The sequence below is a fragment of the Spiroplasma endosymbiont of Melieria omissa genome, from assembly GCF_964031175.1.
GTDB lineage: Bacteria > Bacillota_I > Bacilli_A > Mycoplasmatales > VBWQ01 > Spiroplasma_E > Spiroplasma_E ixodetis_A.
The window spans coordinates 906313-930039 of record NZ_OZ035012.1; the positions used below are offsets into that span (position 1 = coordinate 906313).

At 22.7% G+C, this 23727-nt stretch carries 30 protein-coding genes and 1 pseudogene; 25 read left to right on the top strand and 6 right to left on the bottom strand.

Going from position 1 to position 23727, the window contains the following annotated elements:
• Positions 1-20: 20 nt before the first annotated feature.
• Positions 21-1829 carry a translation elongation factor 4 gene (lepA, locus tag ACQH26_RS06040; RefSeq protein WP_422397462.1) on the top strand — a complete coding sequence of 603 codons (1809 nt, stop codon included), beginning with the start codon at positions 21-23 and terminating at the stop codon, positions 1827-1829.
• Positions 1830-2566: 737 nt separating this feature from the next.
• On the opposite strand, the gene ACQH26_RS06045 is transcribed toward lepA, so the two are convergent.
• Positions 2567-3025, bottom strand: coding sequence for an IS630 family transposase (locus ACQH26_RS06045; RefSeq protein ID WP_425383094.1), 459 nt, complete (start codon positions 3023-3025; stop codon positions 2567-2569).
• A gap of 64 nt (positions 3026-3089) precedes the next feature.
• Here ACQH26_RS06045 and ACQH26_RS06050 point away from each other — a divergent pair, with 64 nt between their 5' ends.
• The 4 genes from ACQH26_RS06050 to ACQH26_RS06065 all read left to right on the top strand — a co-directional run bounded on the left by ACQH26_RS06050 (position 3090) and on the right by ACQH26_RS06065 (position 5077).
• Complete coding sequence (locus ACQH26_RS06050; RefSeq protein WP_425381897.1) at positions 3090-3437, top strand: transposase family protein; 348 nt, start codon at positions 3090-3092, stop codon at positions 3435-3437.
• A gap of 4 nt (positions 3438-3441) precedes the next feature.
• Entirely contained in the window at positions 3442-3936 is a 495-nt protein-coding gene (locus ACQH26_RS06055) for a transposase family protein (RefSeq protein ID WP_425381872.1), read from the top strand.
• Positions 3937-4188: 252 nt separating this feature from the next.
• A complete protein-coding gene (locus ACQH26_RS06060; RefSeq protein ID WP_425381863.1) occupies positions 4189-4548 on the top strand; it encodes a helix-turn-helix domain-containing protein in 360 nt (119 codons plus the stop codon).
• A 40-nt stretch (positions 4549-4588) separates the two neighbouring features.
• Positions 4589-5077, top strand: coding sequence for an IS630 family transposase (locus tag ACQH26_RS06065; RefSeq protein ID WP_425381862.1), 489 nt, complete (start codon positions 4589-4591; stop codon positions 5075-5077).
• On the opposite strand, the gene ACQH26_RS06070 is transcribed toward ACQH26_RS06065, so the two are convergent.
• The gene (locus ACQH26_RS06070) at positions 5070-5402 is read right to left on the bottom strand and encodes an IS630 transposase-related protein (RefSeq protein WP_425381942.1); all 333 of its coding nucleotides are present in this window, start codon (positions 5400-5402) and stop codon (positions 5070-5072) included. The genes ACQH26_RS06065 and ACQH26_RS06070 overlap by 8 nt on opposite strands.
• Before the next feature lie 145 nt (positions 5403-5547).
• Between ACQH26_RS06070 and ACQH26_RS06075 the strand changes: the two are divergent.
• The 16 genes and pseudogenes from ACQH26_RS06075 (at position 5548) to ACQH26_RS06150 (ending at position 18224) form a co-directional block, all read left to right on the top strand.
• A pseudogene (locus ACQH26_RS06075) lies at positions 5548-6337 on the top strand (IS5 family transposase).
• Between the two features lie 274 nt (positions 6338-6611).
• Positions 6612-6971, top strand: coding sequence for a helix-turn-helix domain-containing protein (locus ACQH26_RS06080; RefSeq protein WP_425381863.1), 360 nt, complete (start codon positions 6612-6614; stop codon positions 6969-6971).
• A 40-nt stretch (positions 6972-7011) separates the two neighbouring features.
• Positions 7012-7416 carry a transposase gene (locus ACQH26_RS06085; protein ID WP_425381943.1) on the top strand — a complete coding sequence of 135 codons (405 nt, stop codon included), beginning with the start codon at positions 7012-7014 and terminating at the stop codon, positions 7414-7416.
• 77 nt (positions 7417-7493) lie between these two features.
• On the top strand, positions 7494-8054 hold the full coding sequence (locus ACQH26_RS06090) for an ATP-binding cassette domain-containing protein (protein ID WP_425383095.1): 561 nt from the start codon (positions 7494-7496) through the stop codon (positions 8052-8054).
• Positions 8047-8457, top strand: a complete 411-nt coding sequence (locus ACQH26_RS06095; RefSeq protein WP_425381944.1) for a hypothetical protein — start codon at positions 8047-8049, stop codon at positions 8455-8457. The genes ACQH26_RS06090 and ACQH26_RS06095 overlap by 8 nt, the downstream gene beginning before the upstream one ends.
• Positions 8458-8503: 46 nt before the next feature.
• Positions 8504-8974: an rRNA maturation RNase YbeY gene (ybeY, locus tag ACQH26_RS06100; RefSeq protein WP_425381945.1), complete on the top strand. Its 471-nt coding sequence runs from the start codon at positions 8504-8506 to the stop codon at positions 8972-8974.
• An 11-nt stretch (positions 8975-8985) separates the two neighbouring features.
• Positions 8986-9420 (top strand): cytidine deaminase, encoded by a 435-nt coding sequence (gene cdd / locus ACQH26_RS06105; RefSeq protein ID WP_425381946.1) that lies wholly within the window; start codon positions 8986-8988, stop codon positions 9418-9420.
• 3 nt (positions 9421-9423) lie between these two features.
• On the top strand, positions 9424-10320 hold the full coding sequence (gene era, locus ACQH26_RS06110; protein WP_425381947.1) for a GTPase Era: 897 nt from the start codon (positions 9424-9426) through the stop codon (positions 10318-10320).
• Between the two features lie 756 nt (positions 10321-11076).
• Positions 11077-12492 (top strand): glycine--tRNA ligase, encoded by a 1416-nt coding sequence (locus ACQH26_RS06115; RefSeq protein WP_425381948.1) that lies wholly within the window; start codon positions 11077-11079, stop codon positions 12490-12492.
• A 16-nt stretch (positions 12493-12508) separates the two neighbouring features.
• Positions 12509-14284 carry a DNA primase gene (dnaG, locus tag ACQH26_RS06120; protein ID WP_425381949.1) on the top strand — a complete coding sequence of 592 codons (1776 nt, stop codon included), beginning with the start codon at positions 12509-12511 and terminating at the stop codon, positions 14282-14284.
• 32 nt (positions 14285-14316) lie between these two features.
• A complete protein-coding gene (locus ACQH26_RS06125; protein ID WP_425381950.1) occupies positions 14317-15669 on the top strand; it encodes a sigma-70 family RNA polymerase sigma factor in 1353 nt (450 codons plus the stop codon).
• 8 nt (positions 15670-15677) lie between these two features.
• Entirely contained in the window at positions 15678-16490 is an 813-nt protein-coding gene (locus tag ACQH26_RS06130; RefSeq protein ID WP_425381951.1) for a Nif3-like dinuclear metal center hexameric protein, read from the top strand.
• Positions 16491-16520: 30 nt separating this feature from the next.
• Positions 16521-16802 (top strand): hypothetical protein, encoded by a 282-nt coding sequence (locus ACQH26_RS06135; RefSeq protein ID WP_425381952.1) that lies wholly within the window; start codon positions 16521-16523, stop codon positions 16800-16802.
• The gene (locus ACQH26_RS06140; RefSeq protein WP_425381953.1) at positions 16792-17130 is read left to right on the top strand and encodes a UPF0758 domain-containing protein; all 339 of its coding nucleotides are present in this window, start codon (positions 16792-16794) and stop codon (positions 17128-17130) included. Before ACQH26_RS06135 ends, ACQH26_RS06140 begins: the two co-directional genes overlap by 11 nt.
• A complete protein-coding gene (locus ACQH26_RS06145) occupies positions 17043-17480 on the top strand; it encodes a JAB domain-containing protein (RefSeq protein ID WP_425381954.1) in 438 nt (145 codons plus the stop codon). The genes ACQH26_RS06140 and ACQH26_RS06145 overlap by 88 nt, the downstream gene beginning before the upstream one ends.
• A gap of 144 nt (positions 17481-17624) precedes the next feature.
• Positions 17625-18224, top strand: coding sequence for a LemA family protein (locus tag ACQH26_RS06150; RefSeq protein WP_252319773.1), 600 nt, complete (start codon positions 17625-17627; stop codon positions 18222-18224).
• A gap of 149 nt (positions 18225-18373) precedes the next feature.
• Here the strand turns inward: ACQH26_RS06150 and ACQH26_RS06155 are convergent, their stop codons facing one another.
• Entirely contained in the window at positions 18374-19015 is a 642-nt protein-coding gene (locus ACQH26_RS06155) for a hypothetical protein (RefSeq protein ID WP_425381955.1), read from the bottom strand.
• Between the two features lie 138 nt (positions 19016-19153).
• On the opposite strand from ACQH26_RS06155, the gene ACQH26_RS06160 reads away from it, so the two are divergent.
• Positions 19154-19513 (top strand): helix-turn-helix domain-containing protein, encoded by a 360-nt coding sequence (locus ACQH26_RS06160; RefSeq protein WP_425381863.1) that lies wholly within the window; start codon positions 19154-19156, stop codon positions 19511-19513.
• A 40-nt stretch (positions 19514-19553) separates the two neighbouring features.
• Complete coding sequence (locus ACQH26_RS06165) at positions 19554-19970, top strand: IS630 family transposase (RefSeq protein WP_425381956.1); 417 nt, start codon at positions 19554-19556, stop codon at positions 19968-19970.
• Between the two features lie 27 nt (positions 19971-19997).
• Here the strand turns inward: ACQH26_RS06165 and ACQH26_RS06170 are convergent, their stop codons facing one another.
• The 3 genes from ACQH26_RS06170 to ACQH26_RS06180 form a co-directional block, all read right to left on the bottom strand.
• Positions 19998-21236, bottom strand: coding sequence for an IS256 family transposase (locus ACQH26_RS06170; protein WP_425383069.1), 1239 nt, complete (start codon positions 21234-21236; stop codon positions 19998-20000).
• Between the two features lie 181 nt (positions 21237-21417).
• Positions 21418-21540, bottom strand: a complete 123-nt coding sequence (locus ACQH26_RS06175) for a hypothetical protein (protein WP_425381957.1) — start codon at positions 21538-21540, stop codon at positions 21418-21420.
• A 40-nt stretch (positions 21541-21580) separates the two neighbouring features.
• Positions 21581-21940 (bottom strand): helix-turn-helix domain-containing protein, encoded by a 360-nt coding sequence (locus ACQH26_RS06180; protein ID WP_425381863.1) that lies wholly within the window; start codon positions 21938-21940, stop codon positions 21581-21583.
• Positions 21941-22426: 486 nt separating this feature from the next.
• Here ACQH26_RS06180 and ACQH26_RS06185 point away from each other — a divergent pair, with 486 nt between their 5' ends.
• Both ACQH26_RS06185 and ACQH26_RS06190 read left to right on the top strand, forming a co-directional pair.
• Positions 22427-23041, top strand: coding sequence for a hypothetical protein (locus ACQH26_RS06185; RefSeq protein ID WP_425381958.1), 615 nt, complete (start codon positions 22427-22429; stop codon positions 23039-23041).
• A gap of 149 nt (positions 23042-23190) precedes the next feature.
• Positions 23191-23700, top strand: a complete 510-nt coding sequence (locus ACQH26_RS06190) for a coiled-coil domain-containing protein (protein WP_425381959.1) — start codon at positions 23191-23193, stop codon at positions 23698-23700.
• The last annotated feature ends 27 nt before the right edge of the window (positions 23701-23727 follow it).

Below are 23727 nucleotides of genomic sequence, written 5' to 3' on the forward strand. Positions count from 1 at the left end.
GAATAAATAATATTATGAGTATCGATAAAAAATACATTAGAAATTTTTCAATTATTGCCCATATTGATCATGGTAAATCAACTTTGGCTGATCGTATTTTAGAATTAACTAATGCTGTTTCAAAAAGGGAAATGAAAAATCAATTGTTAGATTCACTGGATTTAGAACGTGAACGTGGCATTACAATTAAACTAAATAGTGTACAACTTAAATATCAATCATTAGATGGTCATACTTATTTGCTTCACTTAATTGATACTCCTGGTCATGTTGACTTTACTTATGAAGTATCGCGTAGTTTAGCAGCATGTGAGGGTGCCATTTTAGTAGTTGATGCTGCTCAGGGTATTGAAGCACAAACTTTAGCAAATGTATATTTAGCATTAGATAATGACTTAGAAATTATTCCTGTTATTAATAAAATAGATTTACCAAGTGCTGAACCAGAAAAAGTTAAAGAAGAAATTGAAAAAGTATTGGGTTTACCTGCTGATTATGCGCCTTTAATTTCTGCAAAAACAGGTATTAATATTCGCGATGTTTTAGAAGCGGTTATTAAATATATTCCTTATCCAATTGATGCTGACGATAATGAACCATTACGTGCTTTAATTTTTGATTCATTATATGATAAATATCGTGGAGTGATGGCATTTATTAGAATCAAAACTGGTGTAATTAAAGTTGGTGATAAAGTAAGAATGATGTCAACTGGTGCTGAATATGAAATTACTGAATTAGGAGTACGCACACCAAAAGAAGAAAAGAGAGAAATGTTAACAGCTGGTGAAGTTGGTTGAATTAGTGGTGCAATTAAAATAATTAGTGATATTCATGTTGGTGATACGATTACTAGTGTTATTAATCCTGCTGATGCACCATTACCAGGTTATAAAACTTTAAAACCAATGGTTTATTGTGGTTTATATCCAATTGATACTAATAAATATCAAGAATTAAAGGATGCATTATATAAAATTCAATTATCGGATGCCTCATTAATTTTTACTGCTGAAACATCACAAGCATTAGGTTTTGGTTTTCGTTGTGGTTTTTTAGGGTTATTACATATGGATGTTATTCAAGAGCGTTTAGAGCGTGAATATAATTTAGTTTTAATTTCAACAGCCCCTTCTGTAATTTATGAAGTAAATTTAACTAATGGTGAAAAGTTAATAATTGATAATCCAGCAAAATGACCAACTGTGCAGACAATTAAAAGTGTAGAAGAACCATTTGTACAAGTAACAATAATGACACCAGAACAATATGTTGGTGCATTGATGCAATTATGTCAGGATAAACGCGGAACTTATTTAGATCTAAAATATGCTGATAATTTACGAAGAACTCTTATTTATAATATGCCACTGAATGAAATTGTCATTGATTTTTTTGATAAATTAAAATCAATATCAAAAGGTTATGCTTCATTAGATTATGAGTTAATTGGTTATCAGGAGAGTAAATTAGTGAAAATGGATATTTTATTAGCAGGTAATATTGTTGATGCATTATCTGTTATTGTTCATAAGGATTTTGCTTATGATCGTGGGCGTGTTTTATGTGAAAAATTAAAAAAATTAATTCCGAAACAAAATTTTGAAGTTGCTATTCAGGCTGCTATTAATAATAAAATTATTGCTCGTCAAACTGTGCAAGCAGTTAGAAAAGATGTTATTGCTAAATGTTATGGTGGTGATATTACAAGAAAAAGAAAACTTTTAGAAAAACAAAAAGAAGGAAAGAAAAAAATGAAATCGATTGGTAATGTTGAATTACCACCAGAAGCATTTCGTGCTGTTTTAAAAATAGATGAAGAAAATTAAAAAAATGTATAAATATTTGATTTGTATTTTTCTAAATTGAATTATTTTTATAAATCATATTTTTAGATTAAAATCAGATTTCTCACAATTTTATGTTAAATATATAGTATTTTTTTTAATTCTGTAATTATTTCCATTTTAATTTTGATGTAATTTTTTTGCATTTCAATATTAATTAAATTTTCTTGAGTTTTTGACTGATTATTTTCTAAATTATTTTTAATTATTGCGTGACACTCAATTTCTCTAGAGTAATTTTTAATCATATTTTTTTATGTTATTAATCATTTTATATTCCCCATTTCAAAGTTTTATAAATAATTTATTTATATTTTTGATTATATCATTTTATTTATAAAAATTATAAATAAAATGATATAATTTTCTATAATAAATCTAGTATTCATAGAAAAATAAATTAAAAGCAAGCTTAAATAAAATGATATAATAAAAAAGCAATTCCCTAAGAACCTGTTTAGGATCTTTTTTGATTAATTTTTAATAAAATTTATATTATAATGGTTATTTTATAATAAAAAATAGATTTTTAGTCGATAAGTTTTCAAATGATAAAATCTTTTTAACAAAAAAATGAAAAAAAAATAAATTATTGGTTAAGTACCTATTTATAAATGATTATTTCTTGTTTTAGTTAAATTCTATTAAAAAGATTCTAAACAGGTTCTAAGAACCTGTTTAGAATCTTTTCGAAAATAATGTAAAATGATTATATATAGCTAACTAAAGTAATGTTTACTCATATCTTGAAAAACAAAATCAATCGCTTTTTTAATATTTGGTCAATAATTTGGTAATATTTTTCTTATATTATGTTTTATAGCAAATCAAAAATGTTCAATTGGATTTAAATTAGGAGAATATGGCGGAAGAAATAATAGTTTGCATCCAGCATTTTCAATTAATTGTTGTGTTAATTTAGATTTATGAAACGTTGCATTATCTAAAACTATAATTTGTCCACGCTTTAATACTGGAATTAGTTTATTTTTAACATATGATTCAAAAATTTTACTATTGCAATGTCCTTCAAATGCTCATAAGGCTTTTAATTTACCTTTATTTAGTGAACCAATTATACTCATTCTCTTTATTTTATATGCGGGTTTATTATCAAATAATCTTTTACCTTTTTCAGATCAACCATATTTATAAAATTCATTAGACTTACTGCATAACTAGTTAACTTTTCATTTTTTTGTTATTATTAAAATAAAATTTGAATAGTTAAGGATAAATTTTATGACATATTTTGAATTAAAAGATAAACCGGATCAATATTTTCGTAAAATAGTTGGTATTAATAAACTAGTTTTTAATGAAATTTTAAATATTTTATTAGATCATCAAAATCTAAAAAATACCACTGGTGGAAGGCCATATAAAATGTCAATAGAAGATAGACTAGTAATGACTTTAAGATATTTATATGAAAATCGTACATATCATAGTATTGGTGCTGAGTATGATATGGTTGATACTACTGCTTTACGAAATATTCGTTCAATTGAAGACATTTTAATAAATAATAATAAGTTTAATAATTTAACAAATAAAAATATTTTTTTAAAAAGAAGAATTCAAAAATAAAATTTTGATAATTGATGTAACAGAAGTAGAAACAGAACGACCAAAATATAATCAAAAAGATTGATTTTCTGGCAAAAAATGAATGCATACTGTTAAGTTTCAAACCATAATTAATGCACATACTAATGAAATTTTAAATATTTTTCCTGATACTGGTAAAAATCATGATTTTAAAACTTTTAAAAATTCAAAGTTAGAATTTTTGTCAGAAACTGTAATTCTTGCAGATAAAGGTTATCAAGGTTTACAAAAAATTCATAGTAATACATTTTTACCCATTAAAACTAGTAAAAATAATCCTAAAACAAGTAAAATTAAAATTTTTAATAAGATTATTAATAAAACTCGCAGAAAAATTGAACATGTTTTTGCATTTTTAAAATGTTTTAAAATTATTGGTTATAAATTTAGAAAAGGTAGAAAACGAATATTTTTAAGATTTAATTTAATTGCAGGATTTTATAATTTATCATTAAAACTTAAAAACGTTATGCAGTAAGTCTATTATCATCAATTCCAGATTCATCAATATATACTAAATCTTCATTCATTATTTTAGCTATTTCTTTTAAAAAATCTTCTTGTTTATTTTTATCTCTTTATTCATATAGAAAAGTTTTTTTTATATGTATAGCTAACTAAAGTAATATTTACTCATAAATAATGTAAAATAATAATATGTAATTTAAACAGTTTTTGAATTTAAAAGTACAATTCAGCAATAATTAAAATAGATTAGGAAGATTAAATTATGCCAAAACCATACAGTGAAGACTTACGAAGAAAAGTAATAGAAGCTTATGAAAGTAAAAATATGAAAATTAAAGAAATTTGTAAAGTGTTCAATATCACTAGAAAGACTTTATTTTTATGAAGAAAAAGAAAAAAAGAAACTGGGCATATAAAACCAATTTTGAATTATCAAAAAGGACATAGCCACAAAATAAAGGATTTAGATGAATTAAAAAATTATTTAGCAGAAAATAAAGATGTTACAGTTCAAAAAGTAATTGATAAATTTGGAAATATGACTAAAGAAACAGTTTATAACTATTTTAAAAAACTAAATTATACATATAAAAAAAACTTTTCTATATGAACAAAGAGATAAAAATAAACAAGAAGATTTTTTAAAAGAAATAGCTAAAATAATGAATGAAGATTTAGTATATATTGATGAATCTGGAATTGATGATAATGAATTTTATAAATATGGTTGATCTGAAAAAGGTAAAAGATTATTTGATAATAAACCCGCATATAAAATAAAGAGAATGAGTATAATTGGTTCACTAAATAAAGGTAAATTAAAAGCCTTATGAGCATTTGAAGGACATTGCAATAGTAAAATTTTTGAATCATATGTTAAAAATAAACTAATTCCAGTATTAAAGCGTGGACAAATTATAGTTTTAGATAATGCAACGTTTCATAAATCTAAATTAACACAACAATTAATTGAAAATGCTGGATGCAAACTATTATTTCTTCCGCCATATTCTCCTAATTTAAATCCAATTGAACATTTTTGATTTGCTATAAAACATAATATAAGAAAAATATTACCAAATTATTGACCAAATATTAAAAAAGCGATTGATTTTGTTTTTCAAGATATGAGTAAACATTACTTTAGTTAGCTATATAATTTAGTTTTTTAAAATAGTTATAAACTGTTTCTTTAGTCATATTTCCAAATTTATCAATTACTTTTTGAACTGTAACATCTTTATTTTCTGCTAAATAATTTTTTAATTCATCTAAATCCTTTATTTTGTGGCTATGTCCTTTTTGATAATTCAAAATTGGTTTTATATGCCCAGTTTCTTTTTTTCTTTTTCTTCATAAAAATAAAGTCTTTCTAGTGATATTGAACACTTTACAAATTTCTTTAATTTTCATATTTTTACTTTCATAAGCTTCTATTACTTTTCTTCGTAAGTCTTCACTGTATGGTTTTGGCATAATTTAATCTTCCTAATCTATTTTAATTATTGCTGAATTGTACTTTTAAATTCAAAAACTGTTTAAATTACATATTATTATTTTACATTATTTATGAGTAAATATTACTTTAGTTAGCTATATTTTAAAATCAGAGGTATATATTATGCATAAAAATTATCCAAGTCATGTCACCAAAGAACAATTTGAGAACATAAAAACAATTTTAGAAAATAGCAAAAAGAAAACAAAACCAAGAAGTTTAGATTTATATGAAGTATTTTGTGCAATTTTATATGTATTAAAAAGTGGTTGTCAATGAAGAATGCTACCAAAAAATTTTCCAAAATGACAAACTGTATATTATTATTTTCAAATTTGAAGTAAAAATAATGATAAAGAAGCTAGTGTATGGCAATTAATTTTAAAAAAAATTGGTTAAAAAAGTTCGTATCAACAATAATCGCAAAGAACAAACTAGTTTTTGTATAATTGATTCGCAAAGTGTTAAAAATACAGATACTACTGAAAATAAAGGTTATGATGCTGGTAAAAAGATTTCAGGAATAAAGCGTCATATTATTGTTGATTCTCAAGGTTTACCACATGCAATTTAAATAACCACAGCAGAAAAAACAGATCGTAATAGCGCTATAATAATGATTGAAAATGAAAAAGAAAATCTTTCTGCAGTTCAAAAAATAATAGTAGATGCTGGTTATACTGGTGAAAAATTTGCTTCTGAAATCAAAACAATCATAAATGCAAATGTTGAAATTATAAAACGCAATGAACTACATACTTTTGTAGTATTACCAAAAAGATGAATTGTAGAACGAAGCTTTGCTTGATTAGAAAAATACAGAAGATTATGAAAAAATTGTGAAAGAAAACTAAATACTAGTTTACAAATGGTTGTTCTTTCCTTTATTTCAGTTTTATTAAAAAGATTCTAAACAGGTTCTAAGAAATTGATAAAATTTTAATTTATAATAAGTATATTAATAATAATTACTTAAATGGGGAGTAGGGGATTATGTGAAATTTCTATTAAAAATAATTCATTGTTTGAACCCAATTTCTATTTTTAAAAGTATTAAAAAGTATATATAGCTAACTAAAGTAATGTTTACTCATAAATAATGTAAAATAATAATATGTAATTTAAACAGTTTTTGAATTTAAAAGTACAATTCAGCAATAATTAAAATAGATTAGGAAGATTAAATTATGCCAAAACCATACAGTGAAGACTTACGAAGAAAAGTAATAGAAGCTTATGAAAGTAAAAATATGAAAATTAAAGAAATTTGTAAAGTGTTCAATATCACTAGAAAGACTTTATTTTTATGAAGAAAAAGAAAAAAAGAAACTGGGCATATAAAACCAATTTTGAATTATCAAAAAGGACATAGCCACAAAATAAAGGATTTAGATGAATTAAAAAATTATTTAGCAGAAAATAAAGATGTTACAGTTCAAAAAGTAATTGATAAATTTGGAAATATGACTAAAGAAACAGTTTATAACTATTTTAAAAAACTAAATTATACATATAAAAAAAACTTTTCTATATGAACAAAGAGATAAAAATAAACAAGAAGATTTTTTAAAAGAAATAGCTAAAATAATGAATGAAGATTTAGTATATATTGATGAATCTGGAATTGATGATAATGAATTTTATAAATATGGTTGATCTGAAAAAGGTAAAAGATTATTTGATAATAAACCCGCATATAAAATAAAGAGAATGAGTATAATTGGTTCACTAAATAAAGGTAAATTAAAAGCCTTATGAGCATTTGAAGGACATTGCAATAGTAAAATTTTTGATGGTAAAATTAATCTATCTCAATTAATATTTATTACTAGTATTAGTATTTATATTAATTCTTTTTTTCAAAATATTGGTAATAGTCTTATTTTCTTTCCGGTTTTTATTAAATCATTTCAAAGATTTAATAATTTTATTAATTGTAGATTACAATATAAGAATGACAAAAATTTTTTTCAATATCAATTAATAAAATAGTATTAAAAGATTGTTATTTTAATTTAAGAAATAAAGTAGTTTTTAGTAATTTAAATTTAATATTAAAACAAAGTAATATTATTATTGGTCCTTCTGGCATTGGTAAAACAACCTTACTATCATTATTAATTCAGAAATATGTACCTTTTAAAGGTAAAATTTTAATTAATAATGAAATTGGATTAGATAATATTTCATATGAATTTTGACAAAAAAAATGTATTTATTTACATTCAAATTCTATTATTCATAACGGTACAGTTTTAGAAAATATTTTATCATTTAATATTACAAAAGAAAAATTAATAAATTTTCAAAAATTAGGATTTAATGATCTCTTGGGCAGTTTAGGTTTAACAACATTTTATTATTGTCAAGAATATGGGGCTAATCTTAGTCAAGGTCAAAAACAAATAATTATTTTCTTAAGTTTATTTTTTTATGATTGAAAAGTAATTTTATTAGATGAAATTTTGAGTAACATCAATAATGATTTAAAAATAAGGTTAATAACTTTATTGTTGAATCATTATAAAAAAATAATTATTATTTATGCAGGTCATGATTTAACACTAGTAAAATTATTTAAAAATGTAATTGATTTAAATAATTATAAAAGTATAGATGGTAATGAATAATGATTTTTTTAGAAAAAGTACTTATTTATTAGGAAGTAGTTCAATTTTTCTTTTTTTAGTACTCTTATTAGTTTTAAAAATTATTAATATTCCTCATGTTTATGCTGGTAATGGTCAAACTATTTTTATAAGTGAGACAAGATATGAAAATAAGGGACACTTTGCTTATTTATTAGATTTTAAAAGAGAAGAATGTTTAAAGTTTAATAGTTTTAATCAAATTACTATTTTTTTCTCTATTAATAAATGTTATTTAACAATTTTTTTTCCAAAATGAAATGATAATAATCAACTTTTAATTGAAGAAAATATTAATTCTAATACATATTTAAATCAAATGGTATTAATAATTATTGGTGAAGAAAGTTTGTTAACATTTATTTGAAATAATATTACAACATAAATGTAAATATTGATATAATTTAATCAAAAAGAAGTTAGGTAGATAAATGCCAGCAAAAATTAATATTGTAAATATTTACAATGATCATAACTATGACATTAAAAATTTTAATATTTTATCAGAAAAAATTTTAAATGCAGTAGCTATTAAGTTAAAACAGAAAATTACATGGTGTATTGCTGTTATTTTTAATGACGAACAGACTGGTATTGAATTAAATAAAATGTATCGTCATAAAGATTATGTCCCTGATGTTTTATCATTTGGAAATAATCATGATGATTTTCCAAATATTAATATTGATATTAGAGATTTAGGTGATGTTTATATTTGTTATTCAAAGGCAGTAGCGCAAGCACAAGAATATGGCCATAGTTTAATTAGAGAATTATCATTTCTTTTTATTCATGGATTACTTCATACATTAGGATATGATCATCAAAATAGCGTAGAAGAAAAGGTTATGTTTGATTTACAAGATGAAATTTTAAATATTCTTGGTATTACTAGAAAATAAGGAGTGGTATAATGGAACAAGATATAGATTTATTAGTATTATTGAAAAAAGCAAAAGCAATACAAAAAAATGCTTATGTTCCTTATTCTTTATTTAGAGTTGCTGCAATAGTAATTTTGAAAAATAGTAAAGAAGTGTTAGGAGTAAATGTTGAAAATGCTGCATACTCAGTAGGCATTTGTGCTGAAAGAGCAGCTTTGTCACAAGTTATTGCTCAAGGTTATAAAAAAGAAGATATTATTAGTCTATTTTTAATTACTGATAGTGAAACTGTTGGTTCTCCTTGTGGTATGTGTCGTCAATTTATGATTGAAATTATGCCAGAAACGTGTCCTATTTATATTAGTAATAAAAATGAAAATAATGATACTAAAACAATTTGTAAAATATTAGTAAAAGACTTATTACCTTTAGCGTTTAAACCAAGTTCATTGAAAGGGAATTAATTTATGAATAATAATTTTAAATCAGGTTTTGTTAGTTTTATTGGTAGAAGTAATGTTGGAAAATCAACTTTATTAAATACCATTCTTCAAGAAAAAAAGGCAATTGTGTCTAATAAACCACAAACAACCAGAAATCAAATTCAAGGTATTTATAATAGTGATGATATGCAAATCATATTTTTTGATACTCCCGGCATTCATAAACATAATAACCAACTTGGACGAATGATGAATCGCGATGCTAACCGTGCCACTAAAGAAACTAACATTATTTGTTTATTAGCGCCATGTAATGAATACATCGGAAATAGCGATAAACATATTATTAAATTATTATCAGAAAGGGTAAATACAACTATTCTACTTTTATTAACTAAGGTTGATTTAGTAACAAAAGAAAAATTAATGGATAAAATTAATGAGTGAAAAGATTTATTACCATTTAAAGAAATAATTCCAATTTCTGCTATAAAAAAAATGAATTTAGATATATTATTGAAAAAACTATATGAGTATTTACCAATTGGTGAAAAGAATTATTTAATCAAAAATAACGATGATGTTTCAGATAATACTTTAATTAAGGAAATTATTCGTGAAAAAATTTTAAATTTAACAGAAGAAGAAATTCCTTATAGTGTAGCAGTATTAATTGAAAGTATTAATTATAATCCAAATACTAATATTACTGATATTAATGCTGTTATTGTTGTTGAACGAGACTCACAAAAAGGAATTATTATTGGTAAAGGAGGTAGTATGATTAAAGAAATTGGAATAAGAGCTAGAACAGATTTAGAAAGTATTTTTGATTCTCATATTATATTAAAAACTTTTGTAAAAGTAATACCTGATTGAAGAAATAATCCTAGAAAATTAAAAGAGTTAGGTTATAGTTAAAATATGTTTAATATTGATACTGGTTTGATTTTAAACATTAACTACATTAAATCAATAAATAATGTTACTATTTTAAAAAACTAAATTATACATATAAAAAAATAAAAAGTTTTAATAGTTTTATAAATGAAAAAAGTTATCAATTGATTAAGAGTTTTAACAAGATAGTTATTAATTATTTAGAAAAAATTAGGATTAATAATAAAAATATCTTTTCTTTTTTATTTAATTTATATGAACAATTAATGATAAATAGTAATTTTAAGAAAGTTTATGTTTTTTTCTTATTTCATAGTTTAATATTTCAAGGAATTCAGTTTAACTTTACTAATTGTATTAATTGTAATCAAATAACTAATTTGTATTTAATTAATTATGATTTGGGTGGTGTTTTTTGTAAAAATTGTTCTTTAAAATTAGCTATAATTAATTTTAACATTGTTTTGTTTAAAAAAATATATCAACTTTATTTATTAAATTATCAAGATATTAATAAATGAAAAGTTGAAAAAGAAGAACTTAATGAAATTCTTAATATTTTAGAAAACCACTGTCAAAAATATAATAATAAATTAATAATTACATAAATATTTTAATAATTAGTTGTTATATTGTTTTTAATAATATATATATATCACACTTATAATAGGTTGACAAAACCTATCTATGAACATATTATTAACAAGATTATTCTTTTTAGAGATTTTATGTATTATTAAGATATTTAAGAAAATTTTTATGATTAATGGAGGGGCAATGATTAATAAAATTATCAATGATAAGTCAATGAAGGAAATAATTACTCATTTAAAAGAAAATGGTTTTATTTTTCAAGGATCAGAAATTTATTCAGGTCTTGCTAATAGTTGAGATTATGGTCCGCTTGGTGTAGCACTTAAAAATAATATTAAGAAAAGTTGATGAGTTTTTTTTGTCGAAAAAAACCCATACAATGTTGGGTTAGATAGTTCAATTATTATGAAATCTAAAGTTTGAGAAGCTTCAGGGCATTTGAGTAATTTTAGTGATCCATTAATTGATTGTAAAAAATGTAAGTCTCGCTTTCGAGTTGATAATTTAATTAATCATTATTTTCCTAGTATTAATTGTGATAATTGAAGTAATGAAAAATTAGAAACATATATTAATCAAAATCATATTAAATGTATTAAATGCAATAATGAAGATTGAACTAAAGTTAGACAATTTCAATTAATGTTTGAAACATATCAAGGTGTTTTAAAAGAAGATAAAAATAAAATTTATTTAAGACCTGAGACTGCACAAGGAATATTTATAAATTTTAATAATGTAAGAAATAGTTGTAATAAAAAAGTACCATTTGGTATTGGTCAAATTGGTAAAAGTTTTAGAAATGAGATAACTCCTGGTAATTTTATTTTTCGTACTAGAGAATTTGAACAAATGGAATTAGAATTTTTCTTTATTCCAAAGGATAAAAATGATAACACTTGATTTAATTATTGAGTTGATCAATGTAAAGAATTTCTCTCTCTAGTAGGTTTATTGAATTCAAAAAATATAAAATTTAAAAATCATGAACAAAATCAACTAGCACATTATGCATTAGCGACTACTGATATTGAATATAATTTTCCTTTTGGTATGAGTGAATTATGTGGTATAGCTAATCGCGGGAATTATGATTTAACAAAACATAGTGAGAATTCTGGTGTAAATTTTGAAATTCAAGATTCTAATGTTATAGTAAAAAGAATGGTTATTCCTTCAGTTATTGAACCTTCAATTGGTGTTGAAAGGCTTTTATTAGCTTTAGTTTGTGAAGCATTTACAAAAGAAGTTTTAAAAGACGATAAAGAACGGTTAGTGTTAAAATTAAATAAGAGTATTTGCCCTTATCAAGTAGCTGTTATGTCTTTAAGTAAAACAAAATTGGGTAAAGAGGCATATGAAATTTTTGAAATGTTAAATAAAACACAATTAAGAGTAATTTATGAAGCATCATCAAATGTTGGTAAATCTTATCGTTATCAAGATGGTATTGGTACTATGTATTGTGTAACAATTGATTATGACACAAAAATTAAAGGTACTGTTACAATTAGAGATCGTGATACTACAAATCAAGTTATAGTTAAAGTTGATCAACTTAAAGAATATTTATATGACAAATTAGACATTATTTGTTAGAATTGTGTGAAAAAATATGGATATCGAGTTTAATAAAAAAATTAATGAAGTTAAAGCAAAAATTAATATTGTCGAAGTTATGGGTAAATATTTAAATTTGATTCGTAAAGGCAATAATTTTTGAGCTATTTGTCCTTTTCATGAAGACTCTACTCCTTCATTATCAATTTCACAAGAAAAACAAATTTATAAATGTTTTTCTTGTGGTGAACAAGGAAACGTTTTTATTTTTTTACAAAAATATAAAAATATTAATTTTATTAATGCTCTTAAAGAAGCAGCAGATAATGTTAATTTAAATTTAAAAGAGTTTGATATTAATTTATCTGAATTTAATGTTGAAACTAAAAAAAATCCACTAAAAATTTTAAATAATATTGCAATGAATTTTTTTAGTTATCAGTTACTAACTGATATTGGTCAAGAAGCAATGAAATATTTACAAAATCGTAATATTACTACTGAAAATATTAAATATTTTAATATTGGTTATGCATCTATTAATAATGAATTAATAGATTATCTTAATGCACAAGGTTATAAAGATAATATTGAATTTGTAAAATTAGGACTTATGAAAATTAATAATAAGGATCAACTTCTTCCTACCTTTTCAAATCGAATTATGTTTGCTATTAAAGATGAAGATGGAGACTGTGTTGGTTTTTCTGCAAGAAATTATAATAGAGAAGATAAAAGTTATAAATATATTAATAGTCCAGAAACAGATTTTTTTAAGAAAAGTAAAATTTTATATAATTTTAATAATGTTAAAAATTATATTAAAAAAAATGAAGTTATTTATTTGACTGAAGGTTTTATAGATGTTATTGCTCTAAATAATCAAAATATTAAAAATGTTGTTGCTTTAATGGGAACAAATTTAACAAAAGAACATATTTTACTTTTAAAAAAAATTACTACTAATATTATTATTTTTTTAGATGGTGATTTACCAGGAAAAATAGCATCTTTAAAAATAGCTAGTGTTTTATTATCAAATAATTTTAAAGTACAAATTATCAATAATGATACTAAATTTGATCCTGATGAATTAATAAATAAATTTCCTCAAAAATTTTATGAAATAATAAAAAAAACTATTCATCCTTTTGAATTTGCAATTAATTTATCATTAACTAAATATAACATTAAAAAAGATAGTTATGAACTTAATGAATTTTTAAAATCATTAATTCCAATTTGAACAAAAATTAATGATGTTATTACTCAAAAGTTTTATTTAAATATGTTAGCAAAAATAACTAATTTATCCACTGAAGACTTAATACAAATTTTAAATATTGATAATAATTTAGTAACTACAACTTTTAGTATCAAAAATAAATCTAAAATAGAAGTAAAAAATATTTTTTTTGAAGCACAAGAACAACTTATTTTTCTAGTAATGTTATCAAAAAATGTTTATTTAATTTTAGAAAAAGAAAAATTTATTTTTCCAAATCAAGATTTTATGAATTTATACTTTTTAATTAGTCAAAAATATCAAAATAATCAAATAGAAGCAATTAATTTTGATTTAATTTTAGAACAACTTAAAGGTAATTCACTTTTAAATATTTTAGAAAAACTTCTTGATAAGTATAAAAATAAAAAGTTTGATTTAAAACCTCAAATTATTAATGATTACTTAAAAATTATTAACAATCAACTAATTGATTATGAAATAAAAATGATCATTGATAAATTGAAATCTGAAAAAAATATTGAAAAACAAATATTGTTATTAAAAGAAATATCAGTATTAAAAAATAAAATAAAGAAAAAATAAGTATGATGATAAATTAAGGATAAGGTGAAAATATGGCTGCTATACAACAAAAAACGAAATTGAAAAAACTTTTAACTTTAGAGGAAGTAGAAAGTAATTTAATTAAAAAATTAGAAAAGAGTCAAACAAAAGAATTAAAACAAGAAGATGTCATTAAAGAGTTTGCACATTTAAAATTAGATGATGATACGATTGAGGAAATTTTTGATCGGTTAGAAAAAGAAGGAGTAGTCTTTACTGATATTTTGATGGATGAAGTTGAAGATGATGCTAATTTTCCTGATATTGATGATGAACAATTACCTGATGATTTAGATATTGACATTTTAGTTAGTGATTTGAGTTTTAAAAATACAATGGGGATCTCTAATGATATAAGAAGAAAAGATGGAATTAAGTCTTATTTTAATATTTTGGGAACAAGTCAAATATTGAGTCAAGGTGAGGAAATTAAATATGCTAAAATGTTAGAATCAAAAGATGTTGAGGAAAGAACATATGGTCGTGAGCAATTAATTAAATCAAATTTAAAATTAGTAGTTTCTGTTGCTAGAAAACATTTAAATCGTGGTTTAGATTTTGCTGATTTAATTGAAGAAGGTAATATTGGTCTTATTAAAGCAGTTGATAAATTTGATTATCGCCGTGGTTTTAAATTTTCAACTTATGCTACTTGATGAATTAGACAATCAATTACACGAAGTTTAGCTGATCAAGGTAAAATGGTTCGTGTACCTGTTCATATGGTTGAAAGAATTAATAAGTTAACAAGAATTGAAAGAAACTTAACACAAGAATTAGGTCGTGATCCTACTCATGAGGAAATTGCCAATAAAATGGGACAAAACATGACAGCCGATCGTGTTCGTGAAATTAAAAAACTTGCTATTGAACCAGTATCTTTAGAAAAACCAATTGGTGAAGAAGATGATACACATTTTGGTGATTTTATTAAAGATAAAAATATGCTATCTCCCGATGAATATGCTGAAAGACATTGATTAAGAGAACAATTGGATCGTGTTTTTGCTGAAGTATTAACAAAACGAGAAGAAAAAGTTATTAGAATGCGTTTTGGAATTTTACCAACAAAATTAAGAAGATTATTAGAACTTTGTGAAGATGAAAAAGAAATTACTGAATTAAAAACAGTAGCTAATAATTTACAGTTACACTATGATACTAGTTTAGATAAAACAGAATTGTTAAGTGATAAGGTTGTTCATCGTCATATTACTAAGTACGATTCTCCAAAAACTCTAGAAGAAGTTGGTAAAGAATTTATTGTTACAAGAGAAAGAATTAGACAAATAGAAGCAAAGGCAATTAGAAAATTAAAACATCCGTCTAAATCTAAACATATTAAAGAATTTTATAAAGGGTAATAGTTAGCATGTTAACTATCAATAATATAATTAATGTTTTAGAAACATATTTTCTTTTAAAAGATGTTTGTGAATGAGATTTTTCAGGAATACAAATTAAATCAAAAACAAAGACCAATATTAATAAAATTTTAGTTTGTTTAGATGTTACTAATGAAGTTTTAACTGAGGCCATTAATAATAATATTGATTTAATAATTTCTCATCATCCATTAGTTTTTTCTAAAGATATTAATCAATCTAATATTTCAAATTGAAAAAAAGAATTATATAGTAAAATACTAATAGCAGATATTAATGTATATTCATTACATACTAATTTTGATATATCATTAGTAGGTATGAATATGTTGATGGCTAAAGAATTAAGAATTAAAAATATTCATTTTATTAATGAAGAAAAGTTGGCAATAGTTGGTAAATTTGATAGACAAATGCCATTAAAAGAATTGATTAATAACTTAAAAAAATATTTTAATGTTGCAAACATACAATTGGTTAATAATAAATTGAGTGATAACAATATAGTGACTGTTGCTTTATCTGCTGGTGCTGGTGGTGATATTATTAGTAATTTATCTAGCAATATTGATTTATTAATTACTGGAGAAATGAAATGAAACTATATTATGGAAGCTAAAGATAGAAAAATTAATGTTATTTTGGTTGGTCATTATATGGAACAAAAATTTGTTGATTTTCTTTTTGAATTACTTATTGAAAAATTATCAACAAAAGTTAAAGTTTTTAAATATAATTTAGAAAATCCTATTACTTTTTTTAAACTTATAAAATTTAAAAAGGAAAAAACTATTTTTTAAATAAAAATAAGTTTTAGGGGGTTGATAAATATGATTTTAGAAAATTTAGAACCAATGACTGATCAAGAGTGTCAGGCAGTTAGTGGTGGTTTTGCTCAATTTTTAATGGGTGCCGTGTTAGTGGGGATAGCAATTCCTGTTATTAAAAATTTATGAAATAGTGTTTCAGGAAGTATTAAGTTACCAGGTGGTATTGAAAGTAAATGAGATAGTTCTAAAGATGATAGTAAAGATTTATCAAAAATTAAAGATGAATTTAATAAATTTCAAGAAAAATTAACACATTTAATACCGCCTTTTTATGAATTTTAAAGAACTTAATAATACAAAAAAACCGAGAGAAAAAGCCATTAAATATGGCTTTGACGCTCTTAGTGATAATGAATTATTAGCAATTATTTTGCGAACAGGAACTAAAGAAAAAAATGTATTATTTTTAGCGCAAGAAATAATTACTAATTTTAATGGTCTTGAAAATTTAAATAAAGTAACTATTAAATCTTTAATGAGTATTAAAGGTATTGGTGTTAGTAAGGCTTTAGAAATTTTAAGTTGTTTAGAAATAGTAAAAAGAATAAGAACTATTGAAAGTCAAAAAAAAATTTTAAAATTATTATTCCCGAAGATGTTTTTAATTTAGTTAATGCATATTATCAAAATTTAACGCAAGAACATTTTTATTTATTATTATTAAATAATCAAAATAAATTAATTCATCAAAATTTATTATATAAGGGTACTAATGATACTATGAAAATTGATGTTAAAGATATGTTGCATCTGGCACTTATTCATAAATCAAGTAAAGTAATTTGTATTCATAATCATCCTAGTGGTAATAGTGAACCCTCACTATCTGATTTATATATCACCGAAGAAATTAAAAAAAATTTTCAGGTTTTTAATATTACCTTAGTTGATCATATTATTATTGGGAAAGGTAATTATTTTAGTATAAATTTAAATAAAAAATATTATAAGTTTAAATAAAAACTTAAAAAAAATACATTACTTAAATTTAAAAATATAGTAAAATTATTATGGTTTAGTGTGTAAATAATATTTAACTTACCAAGAATGGACTAGTTATTAAACATAGTTTGTTATTAGATATTGATAAGAAAGGAGAAAATTATGTCAACAATTAAACCTAGCAATGAATCATTTACTGCCCAACCGTCACTATTTGGAAAAATTATGGTTTATTTATCTTTTGTTTTAATATTTCCAATAATTTTATTTATTGTTTCTCGTAATAATTTTCTAAGATTACAACAATCAATTGAAGAAACTGCTTCTGATATTGATGTACAATTAAAGCGTCGTTTTGATTTATTAACAAAATTAGTAGATGCTACTAAAGGTTATATGAAATTTGAAAAAAGTACATTAACAGATGTTGTATCTTTACGAAGTGGAAAAATGGAAACAATGAGTGATCTTTCAAAAGCAGATAGTGGACTTAATGCAGCTTTTGGAAAATTTAATGCTTTATTAGAAAATTATCCTGATTTAAAAGCAAATACTACTGTTTTACAATTACAATCAGGTGCCAAAGATTGTGAAGATAATATTGCTGCTGCTAGAAGATTTTATAATGCTAATGTTAAAGTGTTCAATAGTAAAATTAAAACCTTTCCAAGTAATGTTGTAGCATCAACATTAAATTTAGTTTCAAAAGATTACTTTCTTGCATCAGATAGCGATCGTCAAGATATTAAAATTGACTTATAAAATTAAATTTATTTTTGAAAATATATTTAAATTAGTTTTTTATCCCTTTCTTTAGACAAATAAATTGTTTTGAATAAACATTTATGATTTGTTTGAAGAAAGGGTATTTTATTTAAAATTAAAATTTATATTAATTAGATTTAATTATTTTATTTTTTTATTTTTAGTTTCTTTTTAGGAATTAATAATAATATGAAAAGAAAATATACTTTACAATTTATTAGTTTTTTGTTTCTTTTTATAAATTTATTTTTCAATTTAGTTGCTATTCCTAATCAAACATTGAATTTATTAAATGCTATTAATTTTAATAAGTCTTTATCTAAACGTACTAATATTTGAATAAATTTAAGAATATCAATATTAAATTGTCATAATTTTTGTTCAATATAATTAATAGTTGAAATATTTACTGCTGTACTTTCTGGAACTGATTGTTGTGCAGATTTCTTTTGACTTGGTATATGAATACCACAACGTTTAAATATTTCATTAACATTTCAATCATATATGTCAGTTAAATTTTTACCTTTAAAGTTGCTACTTGTCATATTGATATTTTCGTTTTGTTCATTATTATCTCCACTACTTTTAAATAAGTAATTTTTAGTAACCAATTCTCTTACTGCTTGTTCTAACGTTGATTGAACATTACCATAAGTTTGATTAAAAATAAATTTAGGTGAATTTAAAATTGTATCTAAAACAATTTGTTCATAAATAACATCTAATGCTTTAATTTTATCCATTACTTTATCACAATCTGCTAACTCATTCGCCTTATTTCGCATAATTGCTATTGGTATATATAGCTAACTAAAGTAATGTTTACTCATAAATAATGTAAAATAATAATATGTAATTTAAACAGTTTTTGAATTTAAAAGTACAATTCAGCAATAATTAAAATAGATTAGGAAGATTAAATTATGCCAAAACCATACAGTGAAGACTTACGAAGAAAAGTAATAGAAGCTTATGAAAGTAAAAATATGAAAATTAAAGAAATTTGTAAAGTGTTCAATATCACTAGAAAGACTTTATTTTTATGAAGAAAAAGAAAAAAAGAAACTGGGCATATAAAACCAATTTTGAATTATCAAAAAGGACATAGCCACAAAATAAAAGATTTAGATGAATTAAAAAATTATTTAGCAGAAAATAAAGATGTTACAGTTCAAAAAGTAATTGATAAATTTGGAAATATGACTAAAGAAACAGTTTATAACTATTTTAAAAAACTAAATTATACATATAAAAAAAACTTTTCTATATGAACAAAGAGATAAAAATAAACAAGAAGATTTTTTAAAAGAAATAGCTAAAATAATGAATGAAGATTTAGTATATATTGATGAATCTGGAATTGATGATAATGAATTTTATAAATATGGTTGATCTGAAAAAGGTAAAAGATTATTTGATAATAAACCCGCATATAAAATAAAGAGAATGAGTATAATTGGTTCACTAAATAAAGGTAAATTAAAAGCCTTATGAGCATTTGAAGGACATTGCAATAGTAAAATTTTTGAATCATATGTTAAAAATAAACTAATTCCAGTATTAAAGCGTGGACAAATTATAGTTTTAGATAATGCAACGTTTCATAAATCTAAATTAACACAACAATTAATTGAAAATGCTGGATGCAAACTATTATTTCTTCCGCCATATTCTCCTAATTTAAATCCAATTGAACATTTTTGCTTTGCTATAAAACATAATATAGAGGCTTTTATGTAATCTGTGTATCTTTGTTTTACAAAGTTACTAGTTCAGATTAATTCTATCTTCAAATTTTATCATAAAATGAGCAATTGCTGTATTTCAATTTTGAATGGGCATTGTTCATTTTTTTGTTATATTTTCAATTGCTAAGTAAAATATTTTGAAAACTGCCATATCATTAGGAAAAACTTTTTTATTTCTGATAACTTTTCGTAATTGACTATTAACAGATTCAATAGCATTTGTAGTATAAATCACTCTTTTAATTTCTGGTGGATAACTAATAAAAACCATTAAATTATCTCAATTTTTATATCAAGATTTAGTAATTTGCGGATATTGTTTATTTCATTTACTTTCAAATGATTCTAAAGCTTGCATTGCTTGTTCTTCACTACATGCACTATAAATTGGTTTTAAATCTGCAACTAAGGTTTTTCGATGTTTGTATGAAACATATTTTAAACTATTTCTAATTTGATGAACTATGCATAATTGATGTTCAGTTTTAGGATAAACTGCTTGTATTGCTTCTGACATGCCTGTTAAATTATCACTACAAGCAATCAAAATATCATTTAAGCCTCGATTTTTCATTTCTGTAAAATTAGCTAGTCAAAATTTAGAACCTTCATTTTCACTAATTCATAAACCTAAAACATCTTTTTTGCCTTCTAAATCCACTCCTAATGCTATATAAACTGATTTGTTAATAATGCGTTTATCTTGCCGTACTTTAACTACTATACAATCAAAATAAACAATAGAATAAATACTTTCTAATGGTCGATTTTGCCACGCCTTGACATCATCTATCACATCATCAGTAATTTGACTAATAACACTTTCACTAATATCTGCACCATGATATAACTCTTGCAACTGCATTCTAATATCTGATAAAGTCATTCCTTTGGCATATAGTGAAAGAACTTGTTGATCAAAGCCATCAAATCTTCTCTGTCTTTTTGCAACTATTACAGGAGTAAAATCACTATTACGATCTCTTGGTACATTAATTTCAATTTTACCTTGTTGAGTTATTAATTTTTTTGAACTTATACCATTACGAGCATTTTCACTATTACTATGTTGATTTTTTTCATACCCTAAATAATTTTGCATTTCAGAATTTAACATCTTTTCTACTAATCTTTTTGTTAATTCTTTATATAATCCTCCTTCTTTAAATACTGTTGTTAAATCTTCAGTATTTTCTAGTAATAAATCTACTGCTTTTGATATTGGATCATTATTATTAATACTTTGTTTTTTAGCCATCTGTAACTCACTCTTTCTAGTCATTTAATTATATTTACTAGAATTAATTAAACATAGTTATTTTTGTAAGTTACACAGATTACTAAACATTACCATAATATAAGAAAAATATTACCAAATTATTGACCAAATATTAAAAAAGCGATTGATTTTGTTTTTCAAGATATGAGTAAACATTACTTTAGTTAGCTATATATGCGGGTTTATTATCAAATAATCTTTTACCTTTTTCAGATCAACCATATTTATAAAATTCATTATCATCAATTCCAGATTCATCAATATATACTAAATCTTCATTCATTATTTTAGCTATTTCTTTTAAAAAATCTTCTTGTTTATTTTTATCTCTTTGTTCATATAGAAAAGTTTTTTTTATATGTATAATTTAGTTTTTTAAAATAGTTATAAACTGTTTCTTTAGTCATATTTCCAAATTTATCAATTACTTTTTGAACTGTAACATCTTTATTTTCTGCTAAATAATTTTTTAATTCATCTAAATCTTTTATTTTGTGGCTATGTCCTTTTTGATAATTCAAAATTGGTTTTATATGCCCAGTTTCTTTTTTTCTTTTTCTTCATAAAAATAAAGTCTTTCTAGTGATATTGAACACTTTACAAATTTCTTTAATTTTCATATTTTTACTTTCATAAGCTTCTATTACTTTTCTTCGTAAGTCTTCACTGTATGGTTTTGGCATAATTTAATCTTCCTAATCTATTTTAATTATTGCTGAATTGTACTTTTAAATTCAAAAACTGTTTAAATTACATATTATTATTTTACATTATTTATGAGTAAACATTACTTTAGTTAGCTATAGTAAATGTATAATAATATTTCTATATTATATAATTATGTGATTTTGAAATTTAATAAATCAAAAAAAGTATTTTAGTAAATTAAAGTACTTTTTTTATTGTATATTTATTTTTTCAATTATAAATTTAAATTGGGATTTAATCAAAATACCATATAATTCAATATTATTTTATACTTTTTTAAATTTACAATTGTTTATATTAAATAAAATTAAAAAAATTATATTTTTGATGAATCTTAATATTGGTACAAGGAAACTACTAATATTAATTAGAACTATTCTGATATTTTTATTTTTAAATTTAATTAAAAATCAGATTATAAAAAATGTTATTTTTAACATATATAGAAGGAGAAAAAATCAATGGATACTAGTGATGAAGAAAATATTTCTGTAGAAGATTTACAAAAGCAACTAGAAAAGATTACTCAAGAAAAAGAGGAAGTTCAATCTAAACTAGATGAAACTAGCAAGGTTAAAGAAGAAGTAGAGTCTAAGTTAGAAGAAGCTAATAAAGAAAAAGAAAATATAAGTAAAGAAAAAGAGGAAGTTCAATCTAAACTAGATGAAACTAGCAAGGCTAAAGAAGAAGTAGAGTCTAAGTTAGAAGAAGCTAATAAAGAAAAAGAGGAAGTTCAATCTAAATTAGATGAAACTAGCAAGGCTAAAGAGGAAGTAGAGTCTAAATTAGATAAAGCTAATAAAGAAATTGAAAAATTAAGAAAACAATTAAATGAAAAAGATAATAATGAAATAAAGCCTAATCCTAAAATTGAATTATTAAAAGAGAAATTAGAAAGACTTGAAAAGAAATTAAAAGAAAAGGAAAAAGAAATTCAAAATATTAAAAATGATCCAGAGTCATTAGAGGACTTAGAAGCTAATATAGAAGAAAAAGAAGCTATTGAAAAACAAATCAATAGTGTTAAAAAACAATTGGAAATTTTAATAAAAGAAAAAAAAATAAGATTCATTTAATTAATTGTCAAATTTTACAAGAGCAATTAAAAGAAATAAATGAAAAACTTGATAATTGTCAATCTAATGAAAAAAATGATAATAGTCAATGTTGTGAAACAATTAATAAAAAAATGGATCAACTTCTAAATTATAATAATGATAAATCTATGAAAGAAATTGAGAAATTAAACAAAAATATTGAAGAAAAGAATAAACAAATTAAAGAATTAGAAGCAAAAATAAATAATAATACTAATAGTCAAGAAATTAATGATAAGTTAAGTGAATTAGAAAAGAATAAAAATAATTTAATTAAAGGAAAAGAACAATTTGTAAAAGATGATGATTATGATAAAGCAGCTAAAATTGATAAAGAAATTAAAGATTTAGAACAAAAACAAAAAGATTTAGAAAAAGAACTTTTAGAAAATAATAAAAAAGAACTTGAAAAAAAAGAACTTCAAGAAAAAATAATTAAAATTCAATCAGAACTTGAACAAATAAAAAAAGAAAAAATAGATTTAGAAGAAAAAATAAATAATAATAGTAACAATAATATTTGTTCTAAAGAAGAAGTTATTGGTGAATTTACTATTACAAAGGTAACCACAATTGAAGAATTTGGAATGGCAACACTTTTTAGGAGGCTTTTATGTAATCTGGAGGCTTTTATGTAATCTGTGTATCTTTGTTTTACAAAGTTA